This is a genomic window from Nonomuraea typhae, from assembly GCF_009760925.1.
GTDB classification, from domain to species: Bacteria; Actinomycetota; Actinomycetes; order Streptosporangiales; family Streptosporangiaceae; genus Nonomuraea; species Nonomuraea typhae.
Map to the genome: position 1 here is coordinate 207039 of NZ_VRLV01000004.1, position 23360 is coordinate 230398.

General features: G+C 70.3%; 24 protein-coding genes. 11 read left to right on the top strand and 13 right to left on the bottom strand.

The window, feature by feature from the left end; all coding sequences use genetic code 11:
• The first annotated feature begins 15 nt into the window (after positions 1 to 15).
• The 4 genes from FVE25_RS16945 to FVE25_RS16960 are packed head-to-tail and all read left to right on the top strand — an operon-like array spanning position 16 to position 4224.
• Positions 16 to 768 carry an SCO6745 family protein gene (locus FVE25_RS16945; protein WP_246267106.1) on the top strand — a complete coding sequence of 251 codons (753 nt, stop codon included), beginning with the start codon at positions 16 to 18 and terminating at the stop codon, positions 766 to 768.
• Positions 769 to 787: 19 nt separating this feature from the next.
• Positions 788 to 3064 carry a tetratricopeptide repeat protein gene (locus FVE25_RS16950; RefSeq protein ID WP_157247921.1) on the top strand — a complete coding sequence of 759 codons (2277 nt, stop codon included), beginning with the start codon at positions 788 to 790 and terminating at the stop codon, positions 3062 to 3064.
• A complete protein-coding gene (locus FVE25_RS16955) occupies positions 3064 to 3822 on the top strand; it encodes an SDR family NAD(P)-dependent oxidoreductase (protein ID WP_157247922.1) in 759 nt (252 codons plus the stop codon). Before FVE25_RS16950 ends, FVE25_RS16955 begins: the two co-directional genes overlap by 1 nt.
• A gap of 39 nt (positions 3823 to 3861) precedes the next feature.
• Positions 3862 to 4224: a phosphomannose isomerase type II C-terminal cupin domain gene (locus FVE25_RS16960; protein WP_157247923.1), complete on the top strand. Its 363-nt coding sequence runs from the start codon at positions 3862 to 3864 to the stop codon at positions 4222 to 4224.
• Positions 4225 to 4463: 239 nt separating this feature from the next.
• Here the strand turns inward: FVE25_RS16960 and FVE25_RS16965 are convergent, their stop codons facing one another.
• Together FVE25_RS16965 and FVE25_RS16970 are read right to left on the bottom strand one after the other, a co-directional pair.
• Positions 4464 to 4850: a type II toxin-antitoxin system VapC family toxin gene (locus FVE25_RS16965; protein ID WP_157247924.1), complete on the bottom strand. Its 387-nt coding sequence runs from the start codon at positions 4848 to 4850 to the stop codon at positions 4464 to 4466.
• Positions 4847 to 5083 (bottom strand): FitA-like ribbon-helix-helix domain-containing protein, encoded by a 237-nt coding sequence (locus tag FVE25_RS16970; protein ID WP_157247925.1) that lies wholly within the window; start codon positions 5081 to 5083, stop codon positions 4847 to 4849. The genes FVE25_RS16965 and FVE25_RS16970 overlap by 4 nt, the downstream gene beginning before the upstream one ends.
• A gap of 118 nt (positions 5084 to 5201) precedes the next feature.
• On the opposite strand from FVE25_RS16970, the gene FVE25_RS16975 reads away from it, so the two are divergent.
• From FVE25_RS16975 to FVE25_RS16995, 5 genes are all read left to right on the top strand, one after another.
• Positions 5202 to 6032 (top strand): aminoglycoside adenylyltransferase domain-containing protein, encoded by an 831-nt coding sequence (locus tag FVE25_RS16975; protein WP_157247926.1) that lies wholly within the window; start codon positions 5202 to 5204, stop codon positions 6030 to 6032.
• 180 nt (positions 6033 to 6212) lie between these two features.
• Positions 6213 to 8606: a GcvT family protein gene (locus tag FVE25_RS16980; RefSeq protein ID WP_157247927.1), complete on the top strand. Its 2394-nt coding sequence runs from the start codon at positions 6213 to 6215 to the stop codon at positions 8604 to 8606.
• Positions 8603 to 9805 (top strand): sarcosine oxidase subunit beta family protein, encoded by a 1203-nt coding sequence (locus FVE25_RS16985; RefSeq protein WP_157247928.1) that lies wholly within the window; start codon positions 8603 to 8605, stop codon positions 9803 to 9805. The genes FVE25_RS16980 and FVE25_RS16985 overlap by 4 nt, the downstream gene beginning before the upstream one ends.
• Complete coding sequence (locus FVE25_RS16990) at positions 9805 to 10044, top strand: sarcosine oxidase subunit delta (protein ID WP_157247929.1); 240 nt, start codon at positions 9805 to 9807, stop codon at positions 10042 to 10044. The genes FVE25_RS16985 and FVE25_RS16990 overlap by 1 nt, the downstream gene beginning before the upstream one ends.
• Entirely contained in the window at positions 10041 to 13136 is a 3096-nt protein-coding gene (locus FVE25_RS16995) for a 2Fe-2S iron-sulfur cluster-binding protein (protein ID WP_157247930.1), read from the top strand. Before FVE25_RS16990 ends, FVE25_RS16995 begins: the two co-directional genes overlap by 4 nt.
• Here FVE25_RS16995 and FVE25_RS17000 read toward each other — a convergent pair.
• Together FVE25_RS17000 and FVE25_RS17005 are read right to left on the bottom strand one after the other, a co-directional pair.
• Positions 13096 to 14160 carry a CU044_5270 family protein gene (locus FVE25_RS17000; protein ID WP_157247931.1) on the bottom strand — a complete coding sequence of 355 codons (1065 nt, stop codon included), beginning with the start codon at positions 14158 to 14160 and terminating at the stop codon, positions 13096 to 13098. The two genes, FVE25_RS16995 and FVE25_RS17000, sit on opposite strands and share 41 nt — an antisense overlap.
• Positions 14157 to 14735 carry an RNA polymerase sigma factor gene (locus FVE25_RS17005; protein ID WP_343046144.1) on the bottom strand — a complete coding sequence of 193 codons (579 nt, stop codon included), beginning with the start codon at positions 14733 to 14735 and terminating at the stop codon, positions 14157 to 14159. The genes FVE25_RS17000 and FVE25_RS17005 overlap by 4 nt, the downstream gene beginning before the upstream one ends.
• Positions 14736 to 14975: 240 nt before the next feature.
• On the opposite strand from FVE25_RS17005, the gene FVE25_RS17010 reads away from it, so the two are divergent.
• Complete coding sequence (locus FVE25_RS17010) at positions 14976 to 15647, top strand: HNH endonuclease family protein (protein ID WP_157247933.1); 672 nt, start codon at positions 14976 to 14978, stop codon at positions 15645 to 15647.
• A 5-nt stretch (positions 15648 to 15652) separates the two neighbouring features.
• Here FVE25_RS17010 and FVE25_RS17015 read toward each other — a convergent pair whose 3' ends face one another.
• The 3 genes from FVE25_RS17015 to FVE25_RS17025 form a co-directional block, all read right to left on the bottom strand.
• Entirely contained in the window at positions 15653 to 15949 is a 297-nt protein-coding gene (locus tag FVE25_RS17015) for a PepSY domain-containing protein (RefSeq protein ID WP_157247934.1), read from the bottom strand.
• Positions 15950 to 16183: 234 nt separating this feature from the next.
• Complete coding sequence (locus FVE25_RS17020; protein WP_157247935.1) at positions 16184 to 17431, bottom strand: sensor histidine kinase; 1248 nt, start codon at positions 17429 to 17431, stop codon at positions 16184 to 16186.
• Positions 17428 to 18108 carry a response regulator transcription factor gene (locus FVE25_RS17025; protein WP_157247936.1) on the bottom strand — a complete coding sequence of 227 codons (681 nt, stop codon included), beginning with the start codon at positions 18106 to 18108 and terminating at the stop codon, positions 17428 to 17430. Before FVE25_RS17025 ends, FVE25_RS17020 begins: the two co-directional genes overlap by 4 nt.
• A 50-nt stretch (positions 18109 to 18158) precedes the next feature.
• Between FVE25_RS17025 and FVE25_RS17030 the strand changes: the two genes are divergently transcribed.
• Positions 18159 to 18572: a hypothetical protein gene (locus tag FVE25_RS17030; protein WP_157247937.1), complete on the top strand. Its 414-nt coding sequence runs from the start codon at positions 18159 to 18161 to the stop codon at positions 18570 to 18572.
• A 1-nt stretch (position 18573) separates the two neighbouring features.
• Here the strand turns inward: FVE25_RS17030 and FVE25_RS17035 are convergent, their stop codons facing one another.
• The 6 genes from FVE25_RS17035 to FVE25_RS17060 form a co-directional block, all read right to left on the bottom strand.
• Positions 18574 to 20487, bottom strand: coding sequence for a zinc metalloprotease (locus FVE25_RS17035; protein WP_157247938.1), 1914 nt, complete (start codon positions 20485 to 20487; stop codon positions 18574 to 18576).
• 105 nt (positions 20488 to 20592) lie between these two features.
• Positions 20593 to 20808, bottom strand: coding sequence for a DUF2277 domain-containing protein (locus FVE25_RS17040; protein WP_157247939.1), 216 nt, complete (start codon positions 20806 to 20808; stop codon positions 20593 to 20595).
• Between the two features lie 3 nt (positions 20809 to 20811).
• Positions 20812 to 21549 carry an IclR family transcriptional regulator gene (locus FVE25_RS17045; protein WP_181019618.1) on the bottom strand — a complete coding sequence of 246 codons (738 nt, stop codon included), beginning with the start codon at positions 21547 to 21549 and terminating at the stop codon, positions 20812 to 20814.
• A gap of 64 nt (positions 21550 to 21613) precedes the next feature.
• A complete protein-coding gene (locus FVE25_RS17050; protein WP_157247940.1) occupies positions 21614 to 22744 on the bottom strand; it encodes a site-specific integrase in 1131 nt (376 codons plus the stop codon).
• An 86-nt stretch (positions 22745 to 22830) separates the two neighbouring features.
• Entirely contained in the window at positions 22831 to 22977 is a 147-nt protein-coding gene (locus tag FVE25_RS17055; protein WP_157247941.1) for a CopG family ribbon-helix-helix protein, read from the bottom strand.
• 78 nt (positions 22978 to 23055) lie between these two features.
• Positions 23056 to 23235: a helix-turn-helix domain-containing protein gene (locus FVE25_RS17060; protein ID WP_157247942.1), complete on the bottom strand. Its 180-nt coding sequence runs from the start codon at positions 23233 to 23235 to the stop codon at positions 23056 to 23058.
• Positions 23236 to 23360: the final 125 nt, after the last annotated feature.

Here is a 23360-nt window from a genome sequence, read left to right on the forward strand (position 1 = left end):
GCGATGCTGGGGCGCATGGCTGATCCGCAGAGCACCGCGATCCAGGTCAAGATCCCCATCGGCAAACTGGGCGGCGGGTTCATGCTCTCCCGGGAGGTCAAAACCCTGTGCGAGGAACACGGGCTGGGCCCCCGCGAGATGTACTTCCGTGGCCGCTGCGGCGTGCTCGGCGAGTGCGACGCCGACGTCGTCGCCTCCGTCGCCGTCTTCTTCCCGCTCGCGCACGTCAGGGAGAGCTGGGACGGCGGGCGCAAGATGCCGGTCGAGCAGGCGGTCGAGCTGTACACCGCCGCCTGCCACGCGTGGGGACGGCGCAGGCTCGGCGACTTCGACGGATGCGCCAGGCTGGCCGAACTCCTCGAACCGGTCGTCGAGCGGGCCTCCCCGATCGGGGCGCCGCTGTTCGCCGGATGGCGGGCCGTACCCCTGCCCGATGACGCGCCCGCGCGGGCCACCCAGCTCCTCCACGTCGTGCGGGAGCTGCGCGGCGGCCTGCACGCCAACGCGGTGCTCGCCGCGGGAGTGCACCCCCTGGACGCCGCGCTGGCCACCGACCACGACCCTCCGTTCGGGCACTCCACCGGGGAGGCGATGGCCAGGTTCTTCACCTGGCCGGAGCCCTACCCCGCACCGTCCCCCGAGCTGGTCGCGCTCAGGGCGGAGGTGGAGGCGGTCACCGATCGGCTCATGGCGCCGGTATTTTCTGTCCTTAACGCGGCTGAATCGGATGAGCTGATACGGCTTCTCCGTTTGGGGCACGCCCATTGACCTGGCAGACTGACTGCCCATGGACGTGGACATCTGGGCCTGGGTCGGCGAAACCCAGCAGCAGCTATCTGAGGCGGGCAACGTGGGCCTCGCCATGGCGCTGGGAGACCTCCCCGCACAGGCCTACGAAGGCCGCTATCCCCAGCTCGACGTGATGGCCCCCGCCATCGCCCAGCAGGCGGAGGCGCTCGGGCTGCCCTGGCTGGAGTTCTACGCCCGCTACTGGCACCTGGTCGGCCGCATCGGCGACCGGGCCCAGGGCGCCGTGGCCATCGGCGACGCCGAGGAGCTTCTCGCGTTCGCCCAGCGCGAAGAGGTGCGCGACTGTCCCGCCGCGCCCGCCGCCGTCGAGGCGCTCGCCCTCGCCTGGGCCAACGCCGACGGCCCCGGCTACGCCGAGCAGCGGCTGGAGAAGCTCGGCCCGGTGATCGACGACGTCCAGGCCGGCAACCCGGCCTACCCCGGCCTCGTGACCCAGTACGTCGCGGCGCTGACCGACGCCGGCCGGGCCGACGAGGCCGTGACCTACGCCGAGTCCGCCGTCGAACGGCTGCGCGCCGCCGACCGGCAGGCGAGCTGGGAGCTGGGCGCCGAGAGCGCCCGGGCGCTGCTGGCCGTCGGCCGCCGCGAGGACGCCCTCACCGCCCTGCAGGCCGCCGCCGACTTCCAGGCCGACGACCCGCCGGCCAAGGACTATCGCGACGGCGTGCGCCGCGCCCGCATCCTGGCCGAGCTCGGCCGCACCGCCGAGGCCGTGGACGCGCTGCCCGACCTCGACGTCGTGGGCAACCACCCGCGCGCCTGGGTCGAGTGGTCGCGGGTCGTGCTCAAGCTGGCCGGCTCCTCCCAGATCACCAACACCTGGCAGCTCGGTCGCGTCCTGCGCCAGTGGATCGACTACTTCAGCATGATGGGCGGCTACCAATCGCGCGTGGAGCTCGCCCTGCTCGCCGGCGAGCTGGCCATCGCCCGGCAGGGCGTGTGGCAGGCGCGGCTGCTGGCCGACCTGGCCGAGCAGTTCTCCGGCGAACTCCGCTCGCCCGGCGACGTGGCCGAGCGCGTCGCCGCCCTGCGCGCCGCCGCCGACACCACCCAGGAGCCGGCCCCGCCCGGCCCCGAGGCCGAGCGGGTCGCCTACTTCGACGCCGCCGACGGCTTCAACGCCGACCCCGAGAAGTGGGTGGGCTGGCTGGCCCCGGTCTCCGGCGACGACCTGGAGGCCACCCGCCGCCACACCACCACGCTCGGCTTCCTCGGCTACCCGGCCACCGGCGCCGACATCTACTGGAAGCTGCTCGTCGACTCCGGCGACATCGCCGGCGCCGACGCCGACGACGTCGCCTACCTGACCACGCTGCTCATCGAGGCCCGCCAGGACGAGCGCCTGGAGCAGATGGCCGCCCTGCTGCCGCACGGCGCCCAGCACCTCGCGCTGGCCCGCCTCCACAGCGCCCGCGAGCGCTGGGCCGAGACCGTCGCCGAGGGCGAGCACGCCATCGCCGCCGGCGCCGGGCTGGAGGCCCGCCGCCTGGTCTCCGGCGCCGCCCAGCAGCTCGACAACAACCAGCGCGGCGCGCAGGTCCTGGCCGAGGTCCTCGACGACCTGGGCGACGAGGACGTCTGGCGCATGGTCGTCATGGCCACCGCGGCCGAGGACTGGGACACCGTCCGCAAGGGCGCCGCCAAGATCGGGATGCCGATCCAGTCCGCCGAGGGCCCGATCGAGGAGGAGATGGGCCTGATCCGGGTCATCCTCCCCGCGCCCGACGGCGGCCAGCGGCAGGTCCTGTCCATCCGCACCGGCCCGGCCACCGCCCGCCTGGCGCTGCCGCAGCCGCGTGGCATGGAGTACAACGCGGGCGACCTGGTCGTCTTCGACCCGCAGCTGCTCGAGCCGATCCCCGAGGACCCGAAGGAGCAGGAGAACTTCGTGCCGCCGTTCGCGGCCGTCAGCATCCTGCGCCCCGGCGGCTACACCAGCTACTTCTTCGACGGCGCTGCGCCGTCCGAGGAGGACTGGACGGAGTTCACCGAGGTCATGGCCGAGCGCGGCTGGCCCATGTGGGTCTACTCCGACGAGAACTACACCGTCAGCCACCCGACCTCCAGCGATCCGCTGCCCGGCGTGTTCGGCTGGGTCGCGGTGCCGCCGGACGTCTCGGCCTCCGAGGTCGACGCCCTGCTCGACGACGCCACCGAGCGCTGGTCGCACCCGCTGGCCTGGCTCGACCTGGCCCGCGAGATCGACGTGGAGGTCGAGCGGCACGAGCGCATCGTCAAGGAGTACGGCCTCTGATGCTCGATCGCTTCAGGCTCGACGGGAAGGTGGCCATCGTCACCGGCGCCTCGTCGGGCCTGGGCGTGGCCTTCGCCCGCGGCCTGGCCGAGGCGGGGGCCGACCTGGTGATCGGCGCCCGGCGGGCCGATCGGCTGGCCGCCACCGAGGCGCTGGTGCTCGAGACCGGACGCAGATGCGCGAGCCGGGCGACGGACGTCTCCGTGGTGGAGGACTGCCAGGCGCTGGTCGACCATGCCATGGACGCCTTCGGGCGGGTCGACGTCCTGGTCAACAATGCCGGGGTCGGCACCGCCGTACCCGCTGTGCGGGAGACGCCCGCGGAGTTCCGGCAGGTCATCGAGACCAACCTGAACGGCAGCTACTGGATGGCGCAGGCGTGTGCCCGGGTCATGGCGCCGGGCTCGTCGATCGTGAACATCGGCAGCGTGCTGGGCGAGACCACGGCCGGCCTGCCGCAGGCGGCCTACAGCGCGTCGAAGGCGGGCGTCATCGGGCTCACCCGGGACCTCGCGCAGCAGTGGACGGGCCGGCGCGGGATCCGGGTGAACTGTTTGGCGCCCGGGTTCTTCGTGTCGGAGATGACCGGCGAGTTCCCGCCTGGTTACCTGGATCGCATGATCGCGCAGCGCGTGGTGATGGGGCGCGTGGGGGAAGCCGATGAACTCGTGGCGGCGGCCGTCTTTCTGGCGAGCGACGCCTCGTCGTACATCACGGGCGTGACGCTGCCGGTGGACGGTGGGATCCTGCTGACCTGATACGTTGCTGCGCGTCTTGACGGTCCTTGGAGGGGCAAATTGGGCGACATCGATAGGCTTGGCGCGATCATCCGCGATGAGAGACCTTGGGGTGGTTTCGAGCGGTTTACGCTGAATGAGGTGTCCACGGTGAAGATCATCGACGTGGCACCCGGCCAGACGCTGAGCCTGCAGCGCCACAAGTCCCGCGACGAACTGTGGGTGGCCCTGGACCCCGGATGCGTCTTCGAGGTGGACGGCCGGCGCCACGAACCGTCCGTGGGCGACAAGGTCCTCATCCGCGCCGGCCAAACCCACCGGCTGTCCAGCTCCGGCCCGGCCACCCGCATCCTGGAGATCGCCTTCGGCCACTTCGACGAGGACGACATCGAGCGGCTCGAGGACGCATACGGACGCTCGTAAGAGCATGGGCTTGCCCTCGGGCGCGCTTCGCGCGTGGGGGCAAGGCCGGGTCTCCAGCCAGCCGGGAGTTCTCCCTTCGGCCGGGCGCCTGTCTGCGCCCCATGACCACCGAGGAGATCATCGGCCTGCCCGAACGTCAGCCCTGTCTCTACCGGCTGACGACGACCTGCGCGTGGGCACCGGCCAGGTCCGCGGTAGCCGTACCGAGAAGTGAGCTTGGGGCTGGGACGGGCTCCGGGTCAGTAGAGGTCGACGTCGATGTACTTGCCGGCCGCCTTGTGGATCTTCTCGTCCGTGGTGACCAGGGCGCAGTCCAGTGCCTCGGCCAGGGCGACGTAGGTGGCGTCGTAACCGTTGAAGTTGGCGCGCAGGTCCCAGGCACGCTCGGTGGTCAGGTCGTCTGGATGACGGGTAAGGGGAAGACCCGCCTTGACGAGGCGGGCGCCTTCGGCGCGGGCCTCGCTGATCTTCCCGCCGAGAAGCAGGCCGCGCAGGGCGTTGCGGAACTCGTAGTCGAGCAGGTGGGGAATCTGGAGCCGGCCGCCGGCGACTCGTGCGAGCAGTTCGTCTGCGGGGGTGGCTCCGGCCAGTGCCTCGACGAGCGCGGAGCTGTCGATGACGATCACGTCTCCCGGATCTTCCGTATCTCGGCGACGACGTCGTCGTGGCTCGCTCCGCCGCCCAGCGCACGGAGGGCTTCCAAGCGCTCTCTGACGCTGTCGGGGGAGGGGGTGGTGGCAACCTCGGTCAGGATGTCGGCCACGTAGGCGGATAGCGACATGCGCTTGCGTGCGGCCCTCGCCTTCAGTTCGGCGACTATCTCCGCGTCCAGTCCTCGGACTTGCAAGGTGGCGTCCATGGGAAAAGCATACTGCTTTTTTGGCATGACCGACATGCTGATTGGGTGGTCCGTGTTTGATCTGACGCTCCGCCCATCCGGTTGATCGGGCCGTGCCGTGGATGTCAGCCTCTGTCGCATGCTTCCCGATGATGTGGCGCGCGCGGTTTCCCGGTATCTGGCGGTGGCCGACCGGTTGCTTCCGGGGCGGATCTCCGGCTTCTACGTCGTCGGCTCGGTCGCGCTGCGTGCCTGGCGGGCAGGACGCAGCGACATCGACTTCGTCGCCGTGGCGGACGGCGACCTCTCCGCACGAGACCTGCGCCGGCTGGCGCTGCTGCACAAGGCCGGCAACCTGCCGGCGGCCTGGCAGGCCCTGATCAGGGGCCGGCCGCACATCCCCGGCACCCTGAACGGCGTGTTCGTCGCCGCGGGCGACCTGGGCGAGCCGGTGACGCGGATCCGGCCGGTCGCCTCGCACAGCGGGCCGACCTTCAAACGGGGAAGCGGGTTCGAGGTGAACCCGGTGGTATGGAAGGTGCTCCTGGAGAAGGGCGTCACCGTGCGTGGCCCGGCGCCGGGCGAGCTGGGCCTCGATCCGGAGCCGGGCAGGCTGCGCGAGTGGAATCTCCAGCAGTTGCACGGGCACTTCGCCGCCTTCGCCGGGAAGGCCATGTCCGCGAAGCCGCCGCGTAAGCCGCTGCTGCCGGCCTATCGGGTGGCGATGGCCGCCGTGCTGACCCCGCCTCGCCTGCATCACACGATCGCGACGGGTGAGGTGATCTCGAAGGAGGCGGCGGCGGAGTACGCGCTGGACACCTTCGAGGCGCGCTGGCACCCGCTGATCCGGCTGGCGCTGGCCCGGCGGCTCGGGCAGCCGGGCCCCGAGGTCGGAGATGCGCGTGGATTGCCGCGGCTGGTGGGCGAGTTCATGGCCGAGGTGATCGCGGACGCGGACCGGAAGGGATAGGTGTCATGACGGAGCCCGTCAGACTGAGGGGACGTGCCGATAGTCCTCGCGGGCGACGGTCTTGGTACGTGGAGTGGTTGGCGGCAGCCTGGGCTGAGGGCTTGTTTGGGGCTGAGGTGGGCTCTATGTTCGTTGCGTAGTCCGGTGCGTGTTGCGTATTAGGGAACAACCGGAGGGCGCATGGTGTCCCGGCCGCGGTTAGTGATCATTGGTGCCGGCATTGTGGGCTGTGCCCTGGCCGACGAGCTCACCGGGCGGGGGTGGACCGACGTCACCGTTGTCGAGCAGGGGCCGCTCTTCGCCGCGGGAGGGTCGAGTTCGCATGCCCCCGGGCTGGTGTTCCAGACGAACCCCTCCAAGACGATGACCGAGTTCGCCGCCTACACGGTGGCCAAGTACAGCGCGCTCGGGTGTTTCGCGCAGGTCGGCGGGCTTGAGGTGGCCACCACGCCCGAGCGGCTGGCGGATCTGCGGCGCAGGCAGGGGTGGGCCGAGGCGTGGGGAGTCCACGGGGAGGTCGTGGGCCCTGAGCGGTGTTTTGAGCTGTGGCCTGATCTTGACCGGGAACGGGTGCTGGGCGGGTTTCACGTGCCCACCGACGGGCTGGCCAACGCGTTGCGGTGTGGTGAGGCGCAGGCGCGGCGGGCGATCGGGCGCGGGGGGCGGTTCCTGGCGCATCATCGGGTGGTCGGGGTCGAGCAGAAGGGCGGGCGGGTCACGGGGGTGGCCACGGAGAACGCCGCCGGGGAGTACAAGGTGATCGCGGCCGACGTCGTGATCTGCGCGGCGGGGTTCTGGGGGCCGACCGTGGGGGCCATGGCGGGGGTGAGCGTGCCGTTGCTGCCGCTGGCCCATCAGTACGCCAAGTCGGGACGGCTGGCCGTACGCAAAGACGGTCACGAAGCGACCCGGCCCATTCTGCGGCATCAGGATCGGGATCTTTACTTTCGCGAGCACTTCGATCGGATCGGGGTCGGGTCCTACGCGCATCGGCCCATGCCGGTACGGCAGGCCGAGATCGGGCCCAAGGGGACCACGATGCCGTCGGTGCAGGCGTTCACCGCGGCCGACTTCGAGCCGGCCTGGCGGGATGCGGTCGAGTTGCTGCCCGTCCTCAAGGAGCCGGGCTATGAGGAGGGGATCAACGGGATCTTCTCCTTCACGCCCGACGGGTTCCCGCTGATCGGCGAGGCGCCGCGGCTGGACGGGTTCTGGCTGGCGGAGGCCGTGTGGGTGACGCATTCGGCGGGGGTGGCGCGGGCGCTGGCCGAGGTGCTCGTGGAGGGGAGCTCCACGTTCGATCTGCACGAGTGTGAGCTGAACCGGTTCGAGCCGGTGCAGCTCTCTCCCGCCTTCGTGGAGGAGCGGGGGAAGCAGAACTTCGTCGAGGTGTACGACATCATCCATCCGCTCCAGCCGATGGAGTCGCCGCGGCCTATGCGGACAAGTCCCTTTTATCGGCGCCAGCAGGAGCTTGGGGCATATTTCCTGGAAGGGGCGGGCTGGGAGCGCCCGCACTGGTTCGAGGCCAATGCGGCGCTGGCCGGCGACGAGACCGGCGCCCAACGCGACGGCTGGGCGAGCCGGTACTGGTCGCCGATCGCCGCCGCCGAGTCCCGGCACACCCGCGAGCACGTCGCGCTCTACGACATGACGCCCCTCAAGCGGATCGAGGTCGAAGGACCGGGGGCGGCGGCGTTCCTGCAGCGCCTGACCACGAACAACGTGGACAAGAAGCCGGGCGCGGTCACCTACACGCTGCTGCTGGACGCGCGGGGCGGGGTGCGGTCGGATCTCACGGTGGCGCGGCTGACCGAGGAGCGGTTCCAGGTGGGCGCCAACGGCAACCTGGACCTGGACTGGCTCCAGCGGCACGCCCCCGGCGACGTGCGGGTCAGGGACATCACGCCGGGCACGTGCTGCGTCGGCGTGTGGGGCCCGGAGGCCCGTGACCTGGTGCAGCCGCTGACCGACATGGACATGTCTCATGAAGGATTCCGCTACTTCACCTGCAAGCAGGGCTACATCGGGCACGTGCCCGTCACCGCCATGCGGGTGTCCTACGTCGGCGAGCTGGGCTGGGAGCTGTACACCAGCGCCGACCTCGGCGGCAAACTCTGGGACACCCTCTGGGCCACCGGCCTGCCCATCGCCGGGGGCCGGGCGGCGTTCACCAGCCTGCGCCTGGAGAAGGGCTACCGGCTCTGGGGCGTGGACATGACGCCCGAGCACAGCCCGTACGAGGCCGGCCTGGGCTTCGCCGTCAGGGAGGACAAGGACTTCCTGGGCCGCGAGGCGCTGACGAAGGAGATCGGCCGCAAGCTGGTGCCGCTGCTGAGCGCGGAGGTCGTGATGGGCAAGGAGCCGGTACGGCACGGCGGCAAGACCGTGGGGTACACCACGAGCGCGGCCTTCGGGCACACCATCGGCCGCCCCATCGCCTACGCCTGGCTGCCGATCGAGCTCACCACAGAAGGAACAGAAGTGGAAATTTCCTACTTCGGCCGCCCGATCCCCGCCACAGTCGCCACCGAGCCCTTGTTCGACCCCAAGATGGAGAAGATCCGACGGTGAGCCATCCCGACTTCCTGTGGCGTAACCCGGACCCCAGGCCGAGCTACGACGTGATCATCGTGGGCGCCGGCGGCCACGGCCTGGCCACCGCGTACTACCTGGCCGAGAACCACGGCATCACCAACGTGGCCGTCCTGGAGAAGGGCTGGCTGGCCGGCGGCAACATGGCGCGCAACACCACGATCATCCGCTCCAACTACCTGTGGGACGAGAGCGCCGCCATCTACGAGCACTCGCTGAAGCTCTGGGAGGACCTGAGCGCGGCGCTCGACTACGACCTGCAGTTCAGCCAGCGCGGCGTGGTCAACCTGGCCCACAACCTGGGCGACGTACGCGAGGGCAGGCGGCGGGTGAACGCCAACCGCCTCAACGGCGTGGACGCGGAATGGCTGGAGGCCGACGAGGTCAAGAAGTTCTGCCCGATCGTCAACGTCTCGGACGACGCCCGTTACCCGGTCCTCGGCGCGACCCTGCAGCGAAGGGGCGGCATCGCCAAGCACGACCACGTGGCCTGGGCGCTGGCCCGCAAGGCGGACGCCCACGGCATCGACCTCATCCAGAACGTCGAGGTCACCGGCTTCGACATCAGGAACAACCGGGTCCGGGCCGTGCACACGACGAAGGGCGCCATCGCGGCCGGCAAGGTGGCCCTGGCCGCCGCCGGGCACACCTCCGTCCTGGCCGCCAAGGCCGGATTCCCGCTGCCGCTGCAGTCCCACCCCCTCCAGGCGCTCGTGTCCGAACTCCTGGAACCCGTTCTGGACTGCGTGGTCATGTCCAACGCCGTCCACGTCTACGTCAGCCAGGCCCACAAGGGCGAACTGGTCATGGGCGCCGGCATCGACGCCTACAACTCCTACGGCCAGCGCGGCGCCTTCCACGTCATCGAAGCCCAGATGGCCGCCGCCCTGGAGCTGTTCCCGGTCTTCAGCCGGGTACGCGTGCTGCGCACGTGGGCCGGGATCGTGGACGTCTCGCCCGACGCCTCCCCGATCATCGGCCACACCCCCGTGGACGGCCTGTTCGTCAACGCCGGCTGGGGCACCGGCGGCTTCAAGGCCACTCCCGGCTCCGGCTGGGTCTACGCCGACACGATTGCCCACGACCGGCCGCATCCGCTGGCCGTACCCTTCGCGCTGGAGCGGTTCACCACCGGCGCGCTCATCGACGAGCACGGAGCCGCGGCGGTGGCGCACTGATGATGCTGATCGACTGCCCGCACTGCGGGCCCCGCGACGAGAACGAGTTCCGGTACGGCGGGCAGGCCGACCTCGCCTATGCCCCTGACGCCGGCGACGAGGAGTGGGCCGCCTTCCTGTTCATGCGCGACAACCCCAAGGGCTGGTTCCACGAGCGCTGGTTCCACGTGCACGGCTGCCGCACCTGGTTCTCCCTGCTCCGCCACACCGTCACCCACGAGATGAGGCCGCGGCCGTGAGGTTCACCTTCGACGAGCGTGTCTACGAGGGCAGGCCGGGCGACACGCTGGCGGCGGCGCTGCTGCGCAACCGCGTGCGCGTGGTCGGGCACAGCGTGGATCTCGGCCGCCCGCGCGGCGTGTTCAGCGCCGGTCCCGAGGAGCCGAACGCGCTGGTCCGGGTGGGCGCCGACCCCATGCTGGCGGCCACGACCGTCGAGCTGCACGAGGGCCTTTCGGCGTGGAGCCTGCGCGGCAGGGGCCGGGTGGATCCGGACGCCGTGGACGACCGGCGCCACGACAAGGGCTACCTGCACGCCGACGTGCTCGTCGCAGGCGGCGGACCGGCCGGGCTGGCCGCGGCGCTGGCGGCCGGTGAGGCCGGCGCCCGCGTCATCCTGCTCGACGACCAGCCGGCGCTCGGCGGAGACCTGCTCGGCAGCCGGGTCCGGCTGGACGGCGCCCCCGCGCTCGGCTGGGTGCGCGAGGTCGTGGCCAGGCTGTCGGTGCTGCCCGAGGTGCGACTGCTCAGCCGTACCACCGCGATCGGCTACTACGACGACAACTACCTGACCGCGGTCGAGAAGCGCGCGTCCGGCGAGCGCCTGTGGCACCTGCGCGCCCGCCGCGTCGTCCTCGCGACCGGCGCGCAGGAGCGCTCGCTCGCCTTCCCCGGCAACGACCGCCCCGGCGTCATGCTCGCCTCCGCCGCGCGCACCTACGTCAACAGGTACGGCGTGCGGCCCGGCACCCGCGCGGTGGTCTTCGCGTGCACGGACTCGGGCCACGAGGCCGCCCGCGACCTGGCGGCGGCCGGGGTGGAGGTGGCCGCGCTCCTCGACGCCCGCGACGGGCAGCTCGTCACGGGCACCACCGCGGACGCCGAAGGGCTGCTGACCGGCGTCCGCACGGCCGACGGGCGGCACCTCGAGGCGGACCTGCTGGCCGTGGCCGGAGGCTGGAACCCGGCGGTCCACCTGTTCAGCCAGTCGCAGGGCAGGCTCCGCTTCGACGAGGAGCTCCAGGCGTTCCTGCCCCACCTGTCCGCCCAGGCCGAACGCTCGGCCGGAGCCTGCCGCGGCCTGTACGGCACGGCCGAGGCGATCGCCGACGGTTTCGCGGCCGGAACCCAGGCGGCCGAGCTGGCCGGCATCACCGAACGCGCGGCCTTCCACGTCCCGGACAGCGACGAGAGCCCGCTCAGGAAGCCCGCCCGGCTGTGGGTGACCGGCGACGACCCGGACACCTCCTTCGCCGACCTGCACCGGGACGTCACCGTGGCCGACCTGCGCCGGGCGACGGGCACCGGCATGCGCTCGGCCGAGCACGTCAAGCGCTACACCACCGCGGGCACCGGCGCCGACCAGGGCAAGACGGCGGGGGCGGTGGTCGTGGGCGTCATGTCCACGCTGCTCGGGGCGGCCCCGGGGCAGGTGGGCACGACCACGTTCCGCCCGCCGTACACGCCGGTGGCCTTCGCGACGCTGGCCGGGCGCGACCGCGGCCCGTTGTCCGACCCGGTCAGGACCACGGCCATGCACGACGCGCACGTCGCCAGGGGCGCGGTCTTCGAGGACGTCGGCCAGTGGAAACGGCCGCGCTACTTCCCCGAGCCCGGCGAGGGCATGGAGGAGGCGGTGCGGCGCGAGCGCGCGGCGGCCAGGACCACCGTCGCCGCCATGGACGCCTCCACGCTCGGCAAGATCGACATCAGGGGCCGGGACGCGGGCGTGTTCCTGGACCGGATCTACACCAACCTCTACTCGACGCTGGCCGTGGGCGCCTGCCGGTACGGGCTCATGTGCACGGCCGACGGCATGGTCTTCGACGACGGCACCACCGCCAGGCTCGCCCCCGATCACTTCCTCATGACGACCACGACGGGCAACGCCGCCGCCGTGCTGGACTGGCTGGAGGAATGGCAGCAGACCGAGTGGCCGGAGCTGGACGTGCGGTTCACCTCGGTGACCGACCATTGGGCGACCGTGGCGGTGGCCGGGCCGAAGGCGCGCGAGGTGGTGGCCGCGCTGGCGCCGGAGGCGGCCGAGCTGGCGTTCATGCGCTTCCTGGAGACGAAGGTCGCCGGGGTGGACGGGCGGGTGTTCAGGATCAGCTTCTCGGGTGAGCTGGCCTACGAGGTCAACGTGCCCTGGTGGTACGGCGCGGCGCTCTGGGAGAGTGTGCTGGCCCTGGGGGCGGTGCCGTACGGGACCGAGACCATGCACGTGCTGCGCGCCGAGAAGGGCTTCGCGATCGTCGGGCAGGAGACCGACGGGACCGTCACCCCGCAGGACCTCGGCATGGACTGGATCGTCTCCAAGCGCAAGCCGGACTTCGTCGGCAAACGCTCACACGCCCGGCCCGACACCGCCCGCGCGGGCCGCAAGCGCCTGATCGGACTGCGGCCCGAGGCGTTCGTCGAGGAGGGGGCGCAGCTCGTCCGGCCCGGCGGCGGCGAGATGCTCGGGCACGTCACCTCCAGCTACGAGACGGCCGTGCTGGCGATGGCGCGGGACGTGGCGGCCGGCGACCGGCTGGAGGCGGTCTCCGGCGGCCGGTCGGTGCCGGTCGAGGTGGTCGAGCCGGTCTTCTACGATCCGGAGAACGCCCGCCGCGACGGCGATCCGGTGGAGCGGACGGGCCGGGTGGGGGAGTGGCGGCCGGAGAGCCCGGCCGCGCGCTACCACCACCGGTTCATGGCGGCGAGCTCGGAGCGGGTGCGGCTGCGCGAGCTGCCGTTCGTGCGCATGTGGGAGGTGCGCGGCCGGGATCCGGGCCGTGGCCTGCGGCTGGGCCCGGACTGGTGGCTGGTGTACGAGGCCGACGCCGGCGAGGACGGCTGGGTGGACGTCTCCGGCCAGCGCACCGTCCTGGAGCTGTCCGGGCCGGACGCGGCCGAGGTGCTGATCACCGGCTGCCCGGTGGACCTGCATCCGTCGGTCTTCCCCGGGCACGCGCAGACGCTGCTCGGGAAGGCCGGGGTGATCCTGGAGCGGACCACCCCGGACGTCTTCCGCGTCTACGTGCGCTCGTCCTTCACCGGCTACCTGGCCGAATGGCTGCTGGACGCGCTCAGCCACCCTGGCCCGGCTGGCACTGCTCCTTCTCGGTGACCGGCGCGTCGGGCGCGGTGTCGGAGACCGAGACGCTGAGCTGCGCGGTGGAGGCCAGCAGGCTGCCGACGGGTGCCTTGTCCTGCTTCTTCTCCACCACCACGCTGCGCTCGCCGAGCAGGGTGTAGTTCTCCTTGTCGATGACCAGCTCGGAACGCTCGCCGTTGTAGACGACGCCGACGCCGTACCCCTTGCGCCCGGCGGCGTCCTCGGCGTCCTCGGTCACGGTGATGCCGGGCAGCGTGCCCAGCGCCTTGAACAGCGCGGCCCGCTGCGCCGGAGGCATGTACGACTCGCGCAGCAGCTCGCTGGCGCCGTCCCACACCTGGTACTCGGGGGACTGCTGCTTGTCGCCGGTGGCGGGGAAGCTCTTGTACAGGTGCGCCTTCATCGCCTCCGGGTCGGTGGGCAGCTGCTTGAGCGCGGTGTAGTTCTTGCTCCACGGGCCCGTGCCGCCGCAGTACACCAGCGGCATCACCTCGGAGCCCTTCTCATCGTGGGCCAGCTTGGGGATCTTCCAGCCGGGATAGGCGACCGGGTCGAGGGTCTCGATCTCGAGCACGCCCTCGCGGCCCTGGGCATCGCGCTTGCCGTCCGCCCTGAGCCAGATCTTGCGCTTGGTCCGGTAGAGCCAGCGGTCCTCCTTGCCGCCCTCGCCGAACGCCTGCGAGGTGTACATCGTCTGCGACTCGACGAGCACGTACTGGTCGTCGCGCGGGTCGAGCTCTTCGGCGGCGGCCCCCGCCGCGCGGTCGAGCACCTGCTCCGCGGACATGAGCGCGATCTTGGGCATCGCCGCGTTCTGCCGCGGCGGCGCCGGCTCGGTCCCGGCGGGCAGGAAGGCGGCCGTCGCCGCGGCGACCGCGAGCGCGAGCGCTCCGGCCACGGCGAAGGTGTACGGCTTGCGCCACGTGACGCGCTTCCTGCCCGCCGCGACCAGCTGATCCCTGGCCATGGCCTTGGTGCCGGGATCGTAGGGGGGAACGTCGGGGCGTGCCTGGTTGACCAGGTCGAACTCGTTCATCGGGTGCCCTCCAGGGAGCGGCGGATCTTGGCTCGGGTGCGGGACAGGCGCGAGCGCACGGTGCCCACCGGCACGCTCAGCGCTTCCGCGGCCTGCTCGTAGGACAGGTCGGCCCAGGTGACGAGGAAGAGCAGCTCCCGCTCGGCCGCGCCCAGCCCGGCCAGCGCGGCGGCCAGGCTCGGGCCGAGGCGTTCGGCGTCCATCCGGTCCACGCTGCGCTGCTCGAACGCCTCGCCGTCCGGCTCCGCCGTCCTCGCGAGGGCCTTGAGCCTCCTGAGCTCGGTACGGCGGTGCTTGGCGATCAGGTTGGCGGCGATGCCGTACAACCAGGGGCGGGAGTCCTGCCGGGACAGGTCGTAGCGCCTGCGCTTGCGGAAGGCCACGAGGAAGGTCTCGGCGGTGACGTCGTCGGCCAGGCTCGCCTCGGGTCCGAGGCGGCGCGCGGCGTACCGGTGGATCTCGTCCGCGTGCAGGTCGAAGATGCGGGCGAACCTGTCGGGATCGGTCAGCGACTCCGCGATGACGGCGGCGTCGGCCTCGGCCACGGGACGGCCGGACAGCGCGGCGCTCACCACAGCGTGAGTCTTTCCATAGGGGGCTTTCCTTCCGTAGGGCGCGTTCGCGCCCTTCACCCCGTTCTCTCCCGATGGCGTGATGAGGTTCCCAAGATCTTTTGCTTCGCCCATCCCCACTTCGGTAACCCGATCGCCCATGGCCGGACAGGGGCGGATGGTTTCAAACCAGGATAGGTAGGAATTTGCCCTCTTTAGGTGGAGGAGGGCAGGCTTTGACCATGGCTTGGGGTGGAGGTTGGCGTGCGTAGAGATCGTCTGGCCGGCGCGTTGGTTGCCGTCTCGGTCCTTGCTGCGGGGTGCGGCGGGCTGCAGGCCGGGGTGGACACCGGCTCCTCTGTGGCCGACAAACCCATCAAGACCAGTGAAGTCAGGAAAAAGCTCGACAAGCTAGCCGTCAAAGGGCGAGCGCCCAAGACGGGATTCGAGCGCGAGAAGTTCGGCCCCGCCTGGGCCGACGTGGACCGCAACGGCTGCGACACCCGCAACGACATCCTCAAGCGGGACATGCGCAGCGAGACGTTCAAGGCCGGTACCCACGACTGCATCGTGCTCACCGGCGTCCTCGACGACCCCTACAGCGGCAAGACCATCACGTTCAAACGCGGCAACGACACCAGCATGGCCGTGCAGATCGACCATCTGATCCCGCTGTCGGACGCCTGGCAGAAGGGCGCCCAGCAGTGGGAGGCCGCCAAGCGCAAGGAGTTCGCCAACGACCCGATCAACCTGATGGCCGTCGACGGGCCGCTCAACGGCCAGAAGAGCGACTCCGACGCGGCCACCTGGCTGCCGCCGCGCAAGGGCTACCGCTGCACGTACATCTCCAAGCAGATCGAGGTCAAAGCAAAGTACGCGCTCTGGGTCACGGCCGCGGAGAAGCAGGCCATGGAGCGCGTACTCGAGAGTTGCTGACGGGATCAGTCGTCGTCGGCCGTGCCGGACTTGTTCGACCGGACCTTGCCGGTGGCCGCGTCCAGCGTGATGTCGTGCTCGGTGGCGCCCTTGACGAGCTCCACCTCCCAGGTGCCGTCGTCGTCGTGGTCCACGCCGCGCACCCAGGCGCCCGGGACCTGCTTCTTGGCGATGTCGATGGCCTGCTCCACGCTCACCTTCGGGGCGACGGGAGCGGCGACCGCGGCGTAGGCCACGCCGCCGCCCGCGAGCAGGATTCCGGCGCCGGCACCGGCGATGAGGAGCTTCTTGGTGATGTTCATGGGTCAACCAAACCGCGATCAAGGGTAAAGCCGCGCTGCGGCAACCCTAAGGGCGGGTTAAGCCAGGCGGCGGCATGGATTCGTCCTCTCGGGTAGGGGATGGGCATGTCGAAACTGATGAATCGAATCCGCGCCTACCTGCACAGCCCGCAGGGCAGGCGAAACATGGAAAAGGCGCGCCGGGCAGTGCGTGACCCGCGGAACAAGGCGAGGGTGCAGAACTGGCTGAGGAGGCTACGGCACCGCTGAGTGTGAAGCGGGCCGGCGACCCAGAACCAGCTCGACCGCCGCCGTCGACACCGTCATCTCGCCGCCCGACGCCTGGGCGGTACGGCGGGCGATGTCCAGGCCGAGTCCCGTGGAGCCACCGCCGCTGGAGCCGCGTTCCAGCAGCTCGGCCGGGAAGCCCGGGCCCTCGTCGGCGACCGTGAGCACCGCCCCGCGCTCGTGGGCCGCCAGCCGTACCGTGAAGGCCACGCCCTCGGGCGTGTGCGCGAAGACGTTGCCCAGCAGCGCGTCCACGCACGCGGCCAGGTCGGCGGCGGACACGGCCACCTCCAGCGGCTTGCCGGGCAGCTCCACCTCGAAGGCGCGCTCCTGGTCCTCGGCCAGCACCGCCCAGAACCGCACGCGGTCGCCCACCACGGCCGTCGCGTCGCAGCCGGCCTTGGGGGCGCTGCGCCCGCGGGCCTCGGTGATGAGGGCGCTGACCGCGCGCTCCAGCGCGTCCACCCGGGCGCCGATGCGGGCCGCCTCCTCCGGGTCGCGCAGGGCCTCGGCGTCCAGGCGCAGGCCGGTCAGCGGGGTGCGCAGCCGGTGCGACAGGTCGGCCACCGACTCGCGTTCGGCGTCCAGCAGGCCGCCGATGCGCCCGGCCAGGTGGTTGAGCGCCACGCCCACGGACTCCACCTCCGGCGGCCCGCCCGGCTCCGCCCGCGCCCCCAGGTCGCCGGCGGCCAGCCGGTGGGAGACCCTGGACAACTCGTGCACCGGCCGCGTCACCCGCAACGCCAGCCGGTCGGCCAGCAGGATGCCCAGCACGACCAGCGCCAGCCCGAGCAGCAGCAGGGCCAGCCACGCCTCGCGCACCCCGGCGGACAGCTCCGCGTCGCTCACGAACACCCGGATCACCACCGGGCCCTCCGCCGAGCGCACCGAGACCAGCACCTCGCGCCCGCCGGGCGCCTCCGCCGTCACGCTCCGCCCGGCCCGGGCCAGCCGTACCGCGTCGGAGACCGTCGCCCGCCCGCCCACGACCTGCCCGCCGGGCAGGAACACCGAGACCGGCTGCGCGACCCGCTCCACCGCCTGCCGCAGATCCGGCGTGCCGACCGCCACCACCACGGACTCGGCCGCGCTGGTCGCTCTGGCCAGGGCGCCGTTCTCGGCCACCGTGCGGATCAGCAACGCCATCGGCACCAGCAGCGCGATCAGCACCACCGACGTGGTCGCCGCCACCAGCAGCCCCAGCCACCGCCTCACGAGGGCCCGACCAGCTTCACCCCGACCCCGCGGACCGTGTGCAGATAACGGGGCTCGGAGGCGGTCTCGCCCAGCTTCCTGCGCAGCCACGACAGGTGCACGTCCACGGTCTTGTCGGCGCCGCCGTACGGGACCTGCCAGACCTCGGTGAGCAGCTCGCGCTTCGAGACCACCTCACCCGCGCGGGCCGCCAGGTAGTGCAGCACGTCGAACTCGCGCGGCGTCAGGTCGAGCGGCGTGCCGCCGAGCGTCGCCACCCGCGAGCGCGGATCGACGCTGAGCGCGCCGACGGTCACCGCGGGATCCGGCCGATCCTCGGCGGTACGGCGCAGCACCGCCTTGATCCGGGCGTTGAGCTGGGCCGCGCTGAACGGCTTGACCACGTAGTCGTCGGCGCCGGCGTCCAGCGCGGGGACCATCTCGGCGTCGCCGTCGCGCGCCGTCGCCACGATCACCGGGACCCGGCTGACCGAGCGCAGCATGCGCAGCAGCTCGCGGCCGTCGAGGTCGGGCAGGCCGAGGTCGAGCACGACCAGGTCCGGGCGGTCCTGGACGGCCAGGCGCAGCCCGTCGAGCGCGGTGGGCGAGGAGGAGACGGCGTGCCCCAGTTCACGCAGCCCACGGCCGAGGCTGGTGCGGATGGTCACGTCGTCCTCGATGAGGAGGATGGAGGCCATATATATCCACGTTAACCTGGCCTTAGGCATGGATGGGGGACTCTGGGCGCGTGAAGAGACTGTTGCTGGCCTGGGCGGTGACCGCGCTGGCCGCCGCCGGCGCCGCGGTGGCGGTGCTGGAGCTGCTCGGCGGCGTGCTGACCGGCCCGCGGGGCACCGTCATGACGCAGGCCGAGGCCCGCGCCGCGCTGGCCACCCTCCCCACGCCCACGGCCGTCCCGGGCACGCCGAATCCCGCGGGCGCCGCGCCCGGCAAGGTCATCCGCACGGCCGGCGGCACCGTGCTCGCCTCCTGCTCGGCGGGCCTGGTCAGCCTCCGGAACTGGAGCCCCTTCCAGGGGTACTCCGTGGACGATCCGGAGGCCGGGCCCGCCGCCTCCCTGAAGGTCGAGTTCGACCGCGAGGAGGGTGCGGACGTCGAGGTGGTGGTCCGCTGCCAGGACGGCCGGCCGGTCACCGGCTGAGCTACGCCTCCGCGCTCAGCGCCGCCTTCGTCAGCTCCGCCTGGCGCCGGATCTGGCCCATCACGACCGGGTTGAGCCCCTTCGCCGCGAACGTGGCGACCATGCCGTCCATGGTCGCGTGGGCGCCGGCCAGGTCGCCCTGGCGGGCCTCGGCCGTGGCCAGGCGGCGGGTCACCATGTTGAGCGTGATGTTGTCGATCGTGGCCTCCCTGACGACGACGCCGAGCTGCTCGATGCTCTCCTTGGCGTCCGGCGGCCGGATCCGCAGGTTCTTGGCCGCGGTCAGGTCCTTGAACTCGCGCCCGGCGTTCAGCCCCTTCACCATCCGGGCGTAGACGGCCAGCGGGTGCCCGCCGTGCCGGGCGATGACCTCGTCCAGCGCCTCGTTGCCCGCGCGCAACGACGGCGAGTCCGAGCCCAGGAGCGAGAAGAGCTTGCCCTGCTCCTCGCCGAGCATCAGCTCGCCCACCTGGTGGTCGGCGGCCGAGACCGGGTAGCCGACGTGCACGGTGCAGACGTTGGAGACGATGTGCGAGCCGTCGGCGGCGACGTACTGGGCGCGGACCTGGTATTCGCCGGGCTGCTGGAAGTAGTGGCCGTCGCGGCCGTGGCCGATGTAGGCGCTGCGGTAGAGGGCGGGGTGGTTCTCGTCCAGGCGGATGTCGGGGGAGGCGTCCACGCAGTGGCGCATCATCGGGCGGTAGAGGACCGTGCGTCCGCCGGGCTGCGTGATGCAGACCTGGGTGAACTCGGTGTCGGGGTGCAGGTGGTTGTGGGTGGTCCGCGGCTCGCCGGCCGCCGCCAGCTTCAGCTCCACGACCACCGGCTCGCCGAAGGCGAAGCCGTTCTTGGCGCGGACCTCCAGGCACAGGCCCGAGTGGTCGATCACCGGCTGCTCGAAGGGGGTGATCTCGGCGGCGCCGGTGCCGAACGGGTTGGCGCCCATGACCACGTCGCGGAAGAAGCCGTGGCGCAGGTGGATGAGCTCGGAGTGGGTGAACTGGAACGGGAAAGCCGACCAATAGCCCTGTTCGCCGCCGGGGCGGTAGTTCTGTACGTAGTTCATCCACGACAGGTCGCCGAAGCCGCCGTTCGGGCCCAGGGGCTGGGGCGGGGAGGCGAGGTTCTTCTGCCACGAGTGCAGGAGGTTGAACGCATGCCCGAGTTCGTGCACGTACGTGCGGAGCTGGGCGCGCTGGGACTGGGGTGTCTGGCCCTGGATCGCGTCGTAGAAGACGGCCGCGCCCTGGCGCTGGAAGCTGTCGTTGTAGTCGAACATGATGCCGCGGTAGCCGCCCACGTGCCTGCTGGCCACCAGCAGCCACACCCGCCAGGCGGCGGCGTCGCCGTACCGGCTGAACTGGGTGGTCATCGCGTGGTGCAGTTCGGCGTCGTCCCAGGCCAGATCGGCGCCCGCGGCGCCGGTCGGGACCACGCCCGGCTCGGCCACCCGCAGCTCGATCCCGGCCTCCGCGAACGCCGCCTGGACGCTCAGCTCGCGCGGCGGGGAGCCGGTCGGGCCGGGGAGCGTGCCGGTGTCGTAGGCGACGAACGGGACCGTTCCCACGACCGAGTCCTGCTCCAGCAGCACCGAGCGGAAGTACGGCGAGGCGTGGGTGAGCGTGAAGTTCCGCCCGCCCACGTGCGCCGTGCCGCCCTCGCCGGTGATCCGGATGCTCACGCTCCGGGTGGTGACGCCGTAGGTGAAGCGGCCGGCGCCCCACACGCGGGTCCTGTTCTCCTCGGTGGCGCTCTCGGCCGCTTCGACCACGAAGGAGCCCACGTAGGAGGTGGTCGCCCCGGCCACGGAGAACAGGTCCCCGCTGACCCGCCCGGTCGGCCGCGCTCCGTCGACGTCCACCCGGAGCTCCAGCCGCGCGTCGCCGTCCTGACCCTGGTACAAGCCGCTGATCATGGGGGGCTCCCTGCTCGCTAGGGGTTACATCGGGGACGTTCCACCCGCGTGCACGGCCTGTCAACAGGGTCTACCTGCGAAGCTATGAATCGCCCGATATGTCGGCTACCGAGCCGCTCCGCGTACCTCCAGTGAGCCGAGAAGCTCCTCCGAAGCCCGCGTGATCGCCTCGACCGCACGGTCGAACGCCTCCGCGTTGTGCGCGGCGGGCGCGCGGAATCCGGAGATCTTGCGCACGAACTGCAACGCCGCCGCCCGCACGTCCTCCTCGGTCACGTCGTCGGTGTACGGCGGGCGCAGGGTCTTGATGCTTCTACACATGCCTCAACGGTAATAGCCGATGCGCTGGCTGATCTCCCGGGCGCCGGCGGCCAGGATCGCCCCCACCTCGGGCAGGCGCTCCGGCGTCAGCCGGTAGGACGGGCCGGAGGCGCTGACCGCCGCCACCACGGCGCCGTCCGCCCCCTGGACCGGCGCCGCTACCGCGTTCAGGCCCACCTCCAGCTCCTCGACCGCGCTGGCCCAGCCGCGCTCCCTGATCTCCGCCAGGCCCAGGCCCTCGGCGGTGACGATCGTGGCCGGGGTGAAACGCTCCAGCTCGCCGGGCAGGCGCAGGGCGCCGAACGCCAGCAGCACCTTGCCGCTGGAGGTGGCGTGGGACGGGGTGCGCTGGCCCACCCAGTTGTGCCCGCTGATCGCCGCCGGGCCGCGCACCTGGCTGATGTTGACCGCGTACCCGTCCTGCGGGACCGCCAGGTTCACGGTCTCGCCGACCTCCTCGGCCAGCCTGCGGCAGACCTCGCGGCTCTCCTTGGACAGGTCGAGCTGGGCCGTGGCCGCGCCCGCCAGCCGTACCACGCCGAAGCCGAGGCGGTAGCGGCCGCGCTCGCCGCTCTGCTCCACGAGCCCGCCCTGCTCCAGGGCGCTGAGCAGGCGGAACGCGGTGGACTTGTGGACGTCGAGCTCCACCGCCAGGTCGGTCACCCGCGTGGCTCCCTCGCGGGCCAGGATCTCGAGGATCGCGATCGCCCGATCGACCGACTGCACCGAGCTGTTGCTCATGGCGCAACAGTCTAGGCCAGGTCAGGCATGATTTGAGCGTCTGGAGGAGCCAATTCGGGAGCCGTCACGCGGACCCGACCTTAATGATCTTATCCATTGCCTGAGCTCCGTCGATGATCACGGGGCGTAGTTCGTGACGGTAAACGGTCTCAGTTGTAGCGGTGTTGGAATGCCCAACGAGGGTCGCGATGTTCTCGATGGATACGTTTCCGTGGTTGCTAAGCAGGGATACGAATGTGTGTCGAAGTTCCCGAGGCACCCATTCCTTTCCGAGTCCGGCAGCGGTTGTGATCTGACGGAATCTGTAGCGGATCTGGGTATCAGTAAAGGCTGTGCCGTCCTCATGGCAGAAAACTAGGTTGTTGTCCTGCCATGCATCTCCGGCAGCGAGCCGTTCGGCTGCCTGGCGTTTTTTGTGTGTCGAGAGTGCTCTTATTCCAAGCTTCGCGATAGCGAAACCTCTTCGAGATTTCTTTGTCTTGGTGTCTCCGCTCGCTCTGTCAGACCTGAGGACGTAAACGACGCCCTTGGTCAGGTCGACGTCATCCCATTTAAGTGCTCTTGCCTCTTCTGTGCGAAGTCCAGTGAGAAGGCATAGGATCACGTAGGGACCTATGCGCCACTTCTTGTTCATCGAGGTTTTCACCAAGATGCTGGCCTGTTCGAGATTGAGGCATTTGCTGGCGCGGCCCGTCGTGCCCTTGGGTGCATCTATGAGTTCGGCAACGTTTTGTATTGCCAGTCCGCGACGCATTGCCATACGAATTGCGCGACGCAGTAAGTTTAGGAGGAGACTAAGGGATCTGGTGGACAATGTCGCACTCAGGCCCGTGAGCCATTTGTGAAGTATGTCGGCAGTTAGCTTCTTGAGGCTCCCTCCTCCTATAAGTCGTTCGATGTATGTTTTGGAAATCGACTTGTATTGCCGCAATGTTTCCGGCGACTCCGCATTCAGACCTTGGTCCAAGAAGTCACGCATGCACTGAGTGACCGTATAGGTCTCAGAGGTCTTTGCTCCTCTTTCTACCTCCTTGATAGCCTCTTTCAGCTTCTGCTTTACTTCACTCTTGGTCCTCCCCTTTCGCTTGAGTCGATTGCGTGTCCCGTCCGGCTTGGGGTCGAGATCGATGGCTCCAGTCCATCTACCGTTCTCGGGGTAGATCGACCCTTCGTAGTCGCCAATCGAAATTCTCACTAGATCACCTCCATTCAATGTGATTGCGCGTGCCTTGATCTGCTTTTGAGGCGCGCCACCAGTTTCGTGGAGATCAAGGCGGTTGGTTAGCTAGTCGTGTTTCGTTGGATGTAATCGTCGATGGCCTTTCTGATAATGAAAGCCAAGTCTCTTTCTTGCTTCTTGGCGATCTCCTCTAGCTTGCGGCGACGCTCACTGTCGAGTCGGAGTGTGAAGTTCTCGGTGGTGGCCATCTGAGACTCCCTCTACCTCTACCGGCAAGCCACTCACAGCCTGCATTGCAGTGCACTGCGGCGCAATGCACTCGATAGTTAGGTCTTTGTATCCTCCTCTTCGCGTGCTTTAAGAAAGTCCGCCAACTGCTGTTCGGTGATGCGACGAAGCTTTCCGATCTTGATGCTTCTCAACTCACCGTTCCTGATCAGTTCATAGATCTTGTCCCGACCGACGTTGAGCAGCTTTGCTACCTGTTCGACCTTGTACGCCCTCACTCAGGTACCACCCCCTTCCGCTACGGTCCGTAGTTGTCTCAATGTCTCGTCTCACGGTGCGCGTGTGGCCTATACACGCGCAGACGCACGTGAGACTGAGACATTGAGACGATGAGACGACTACC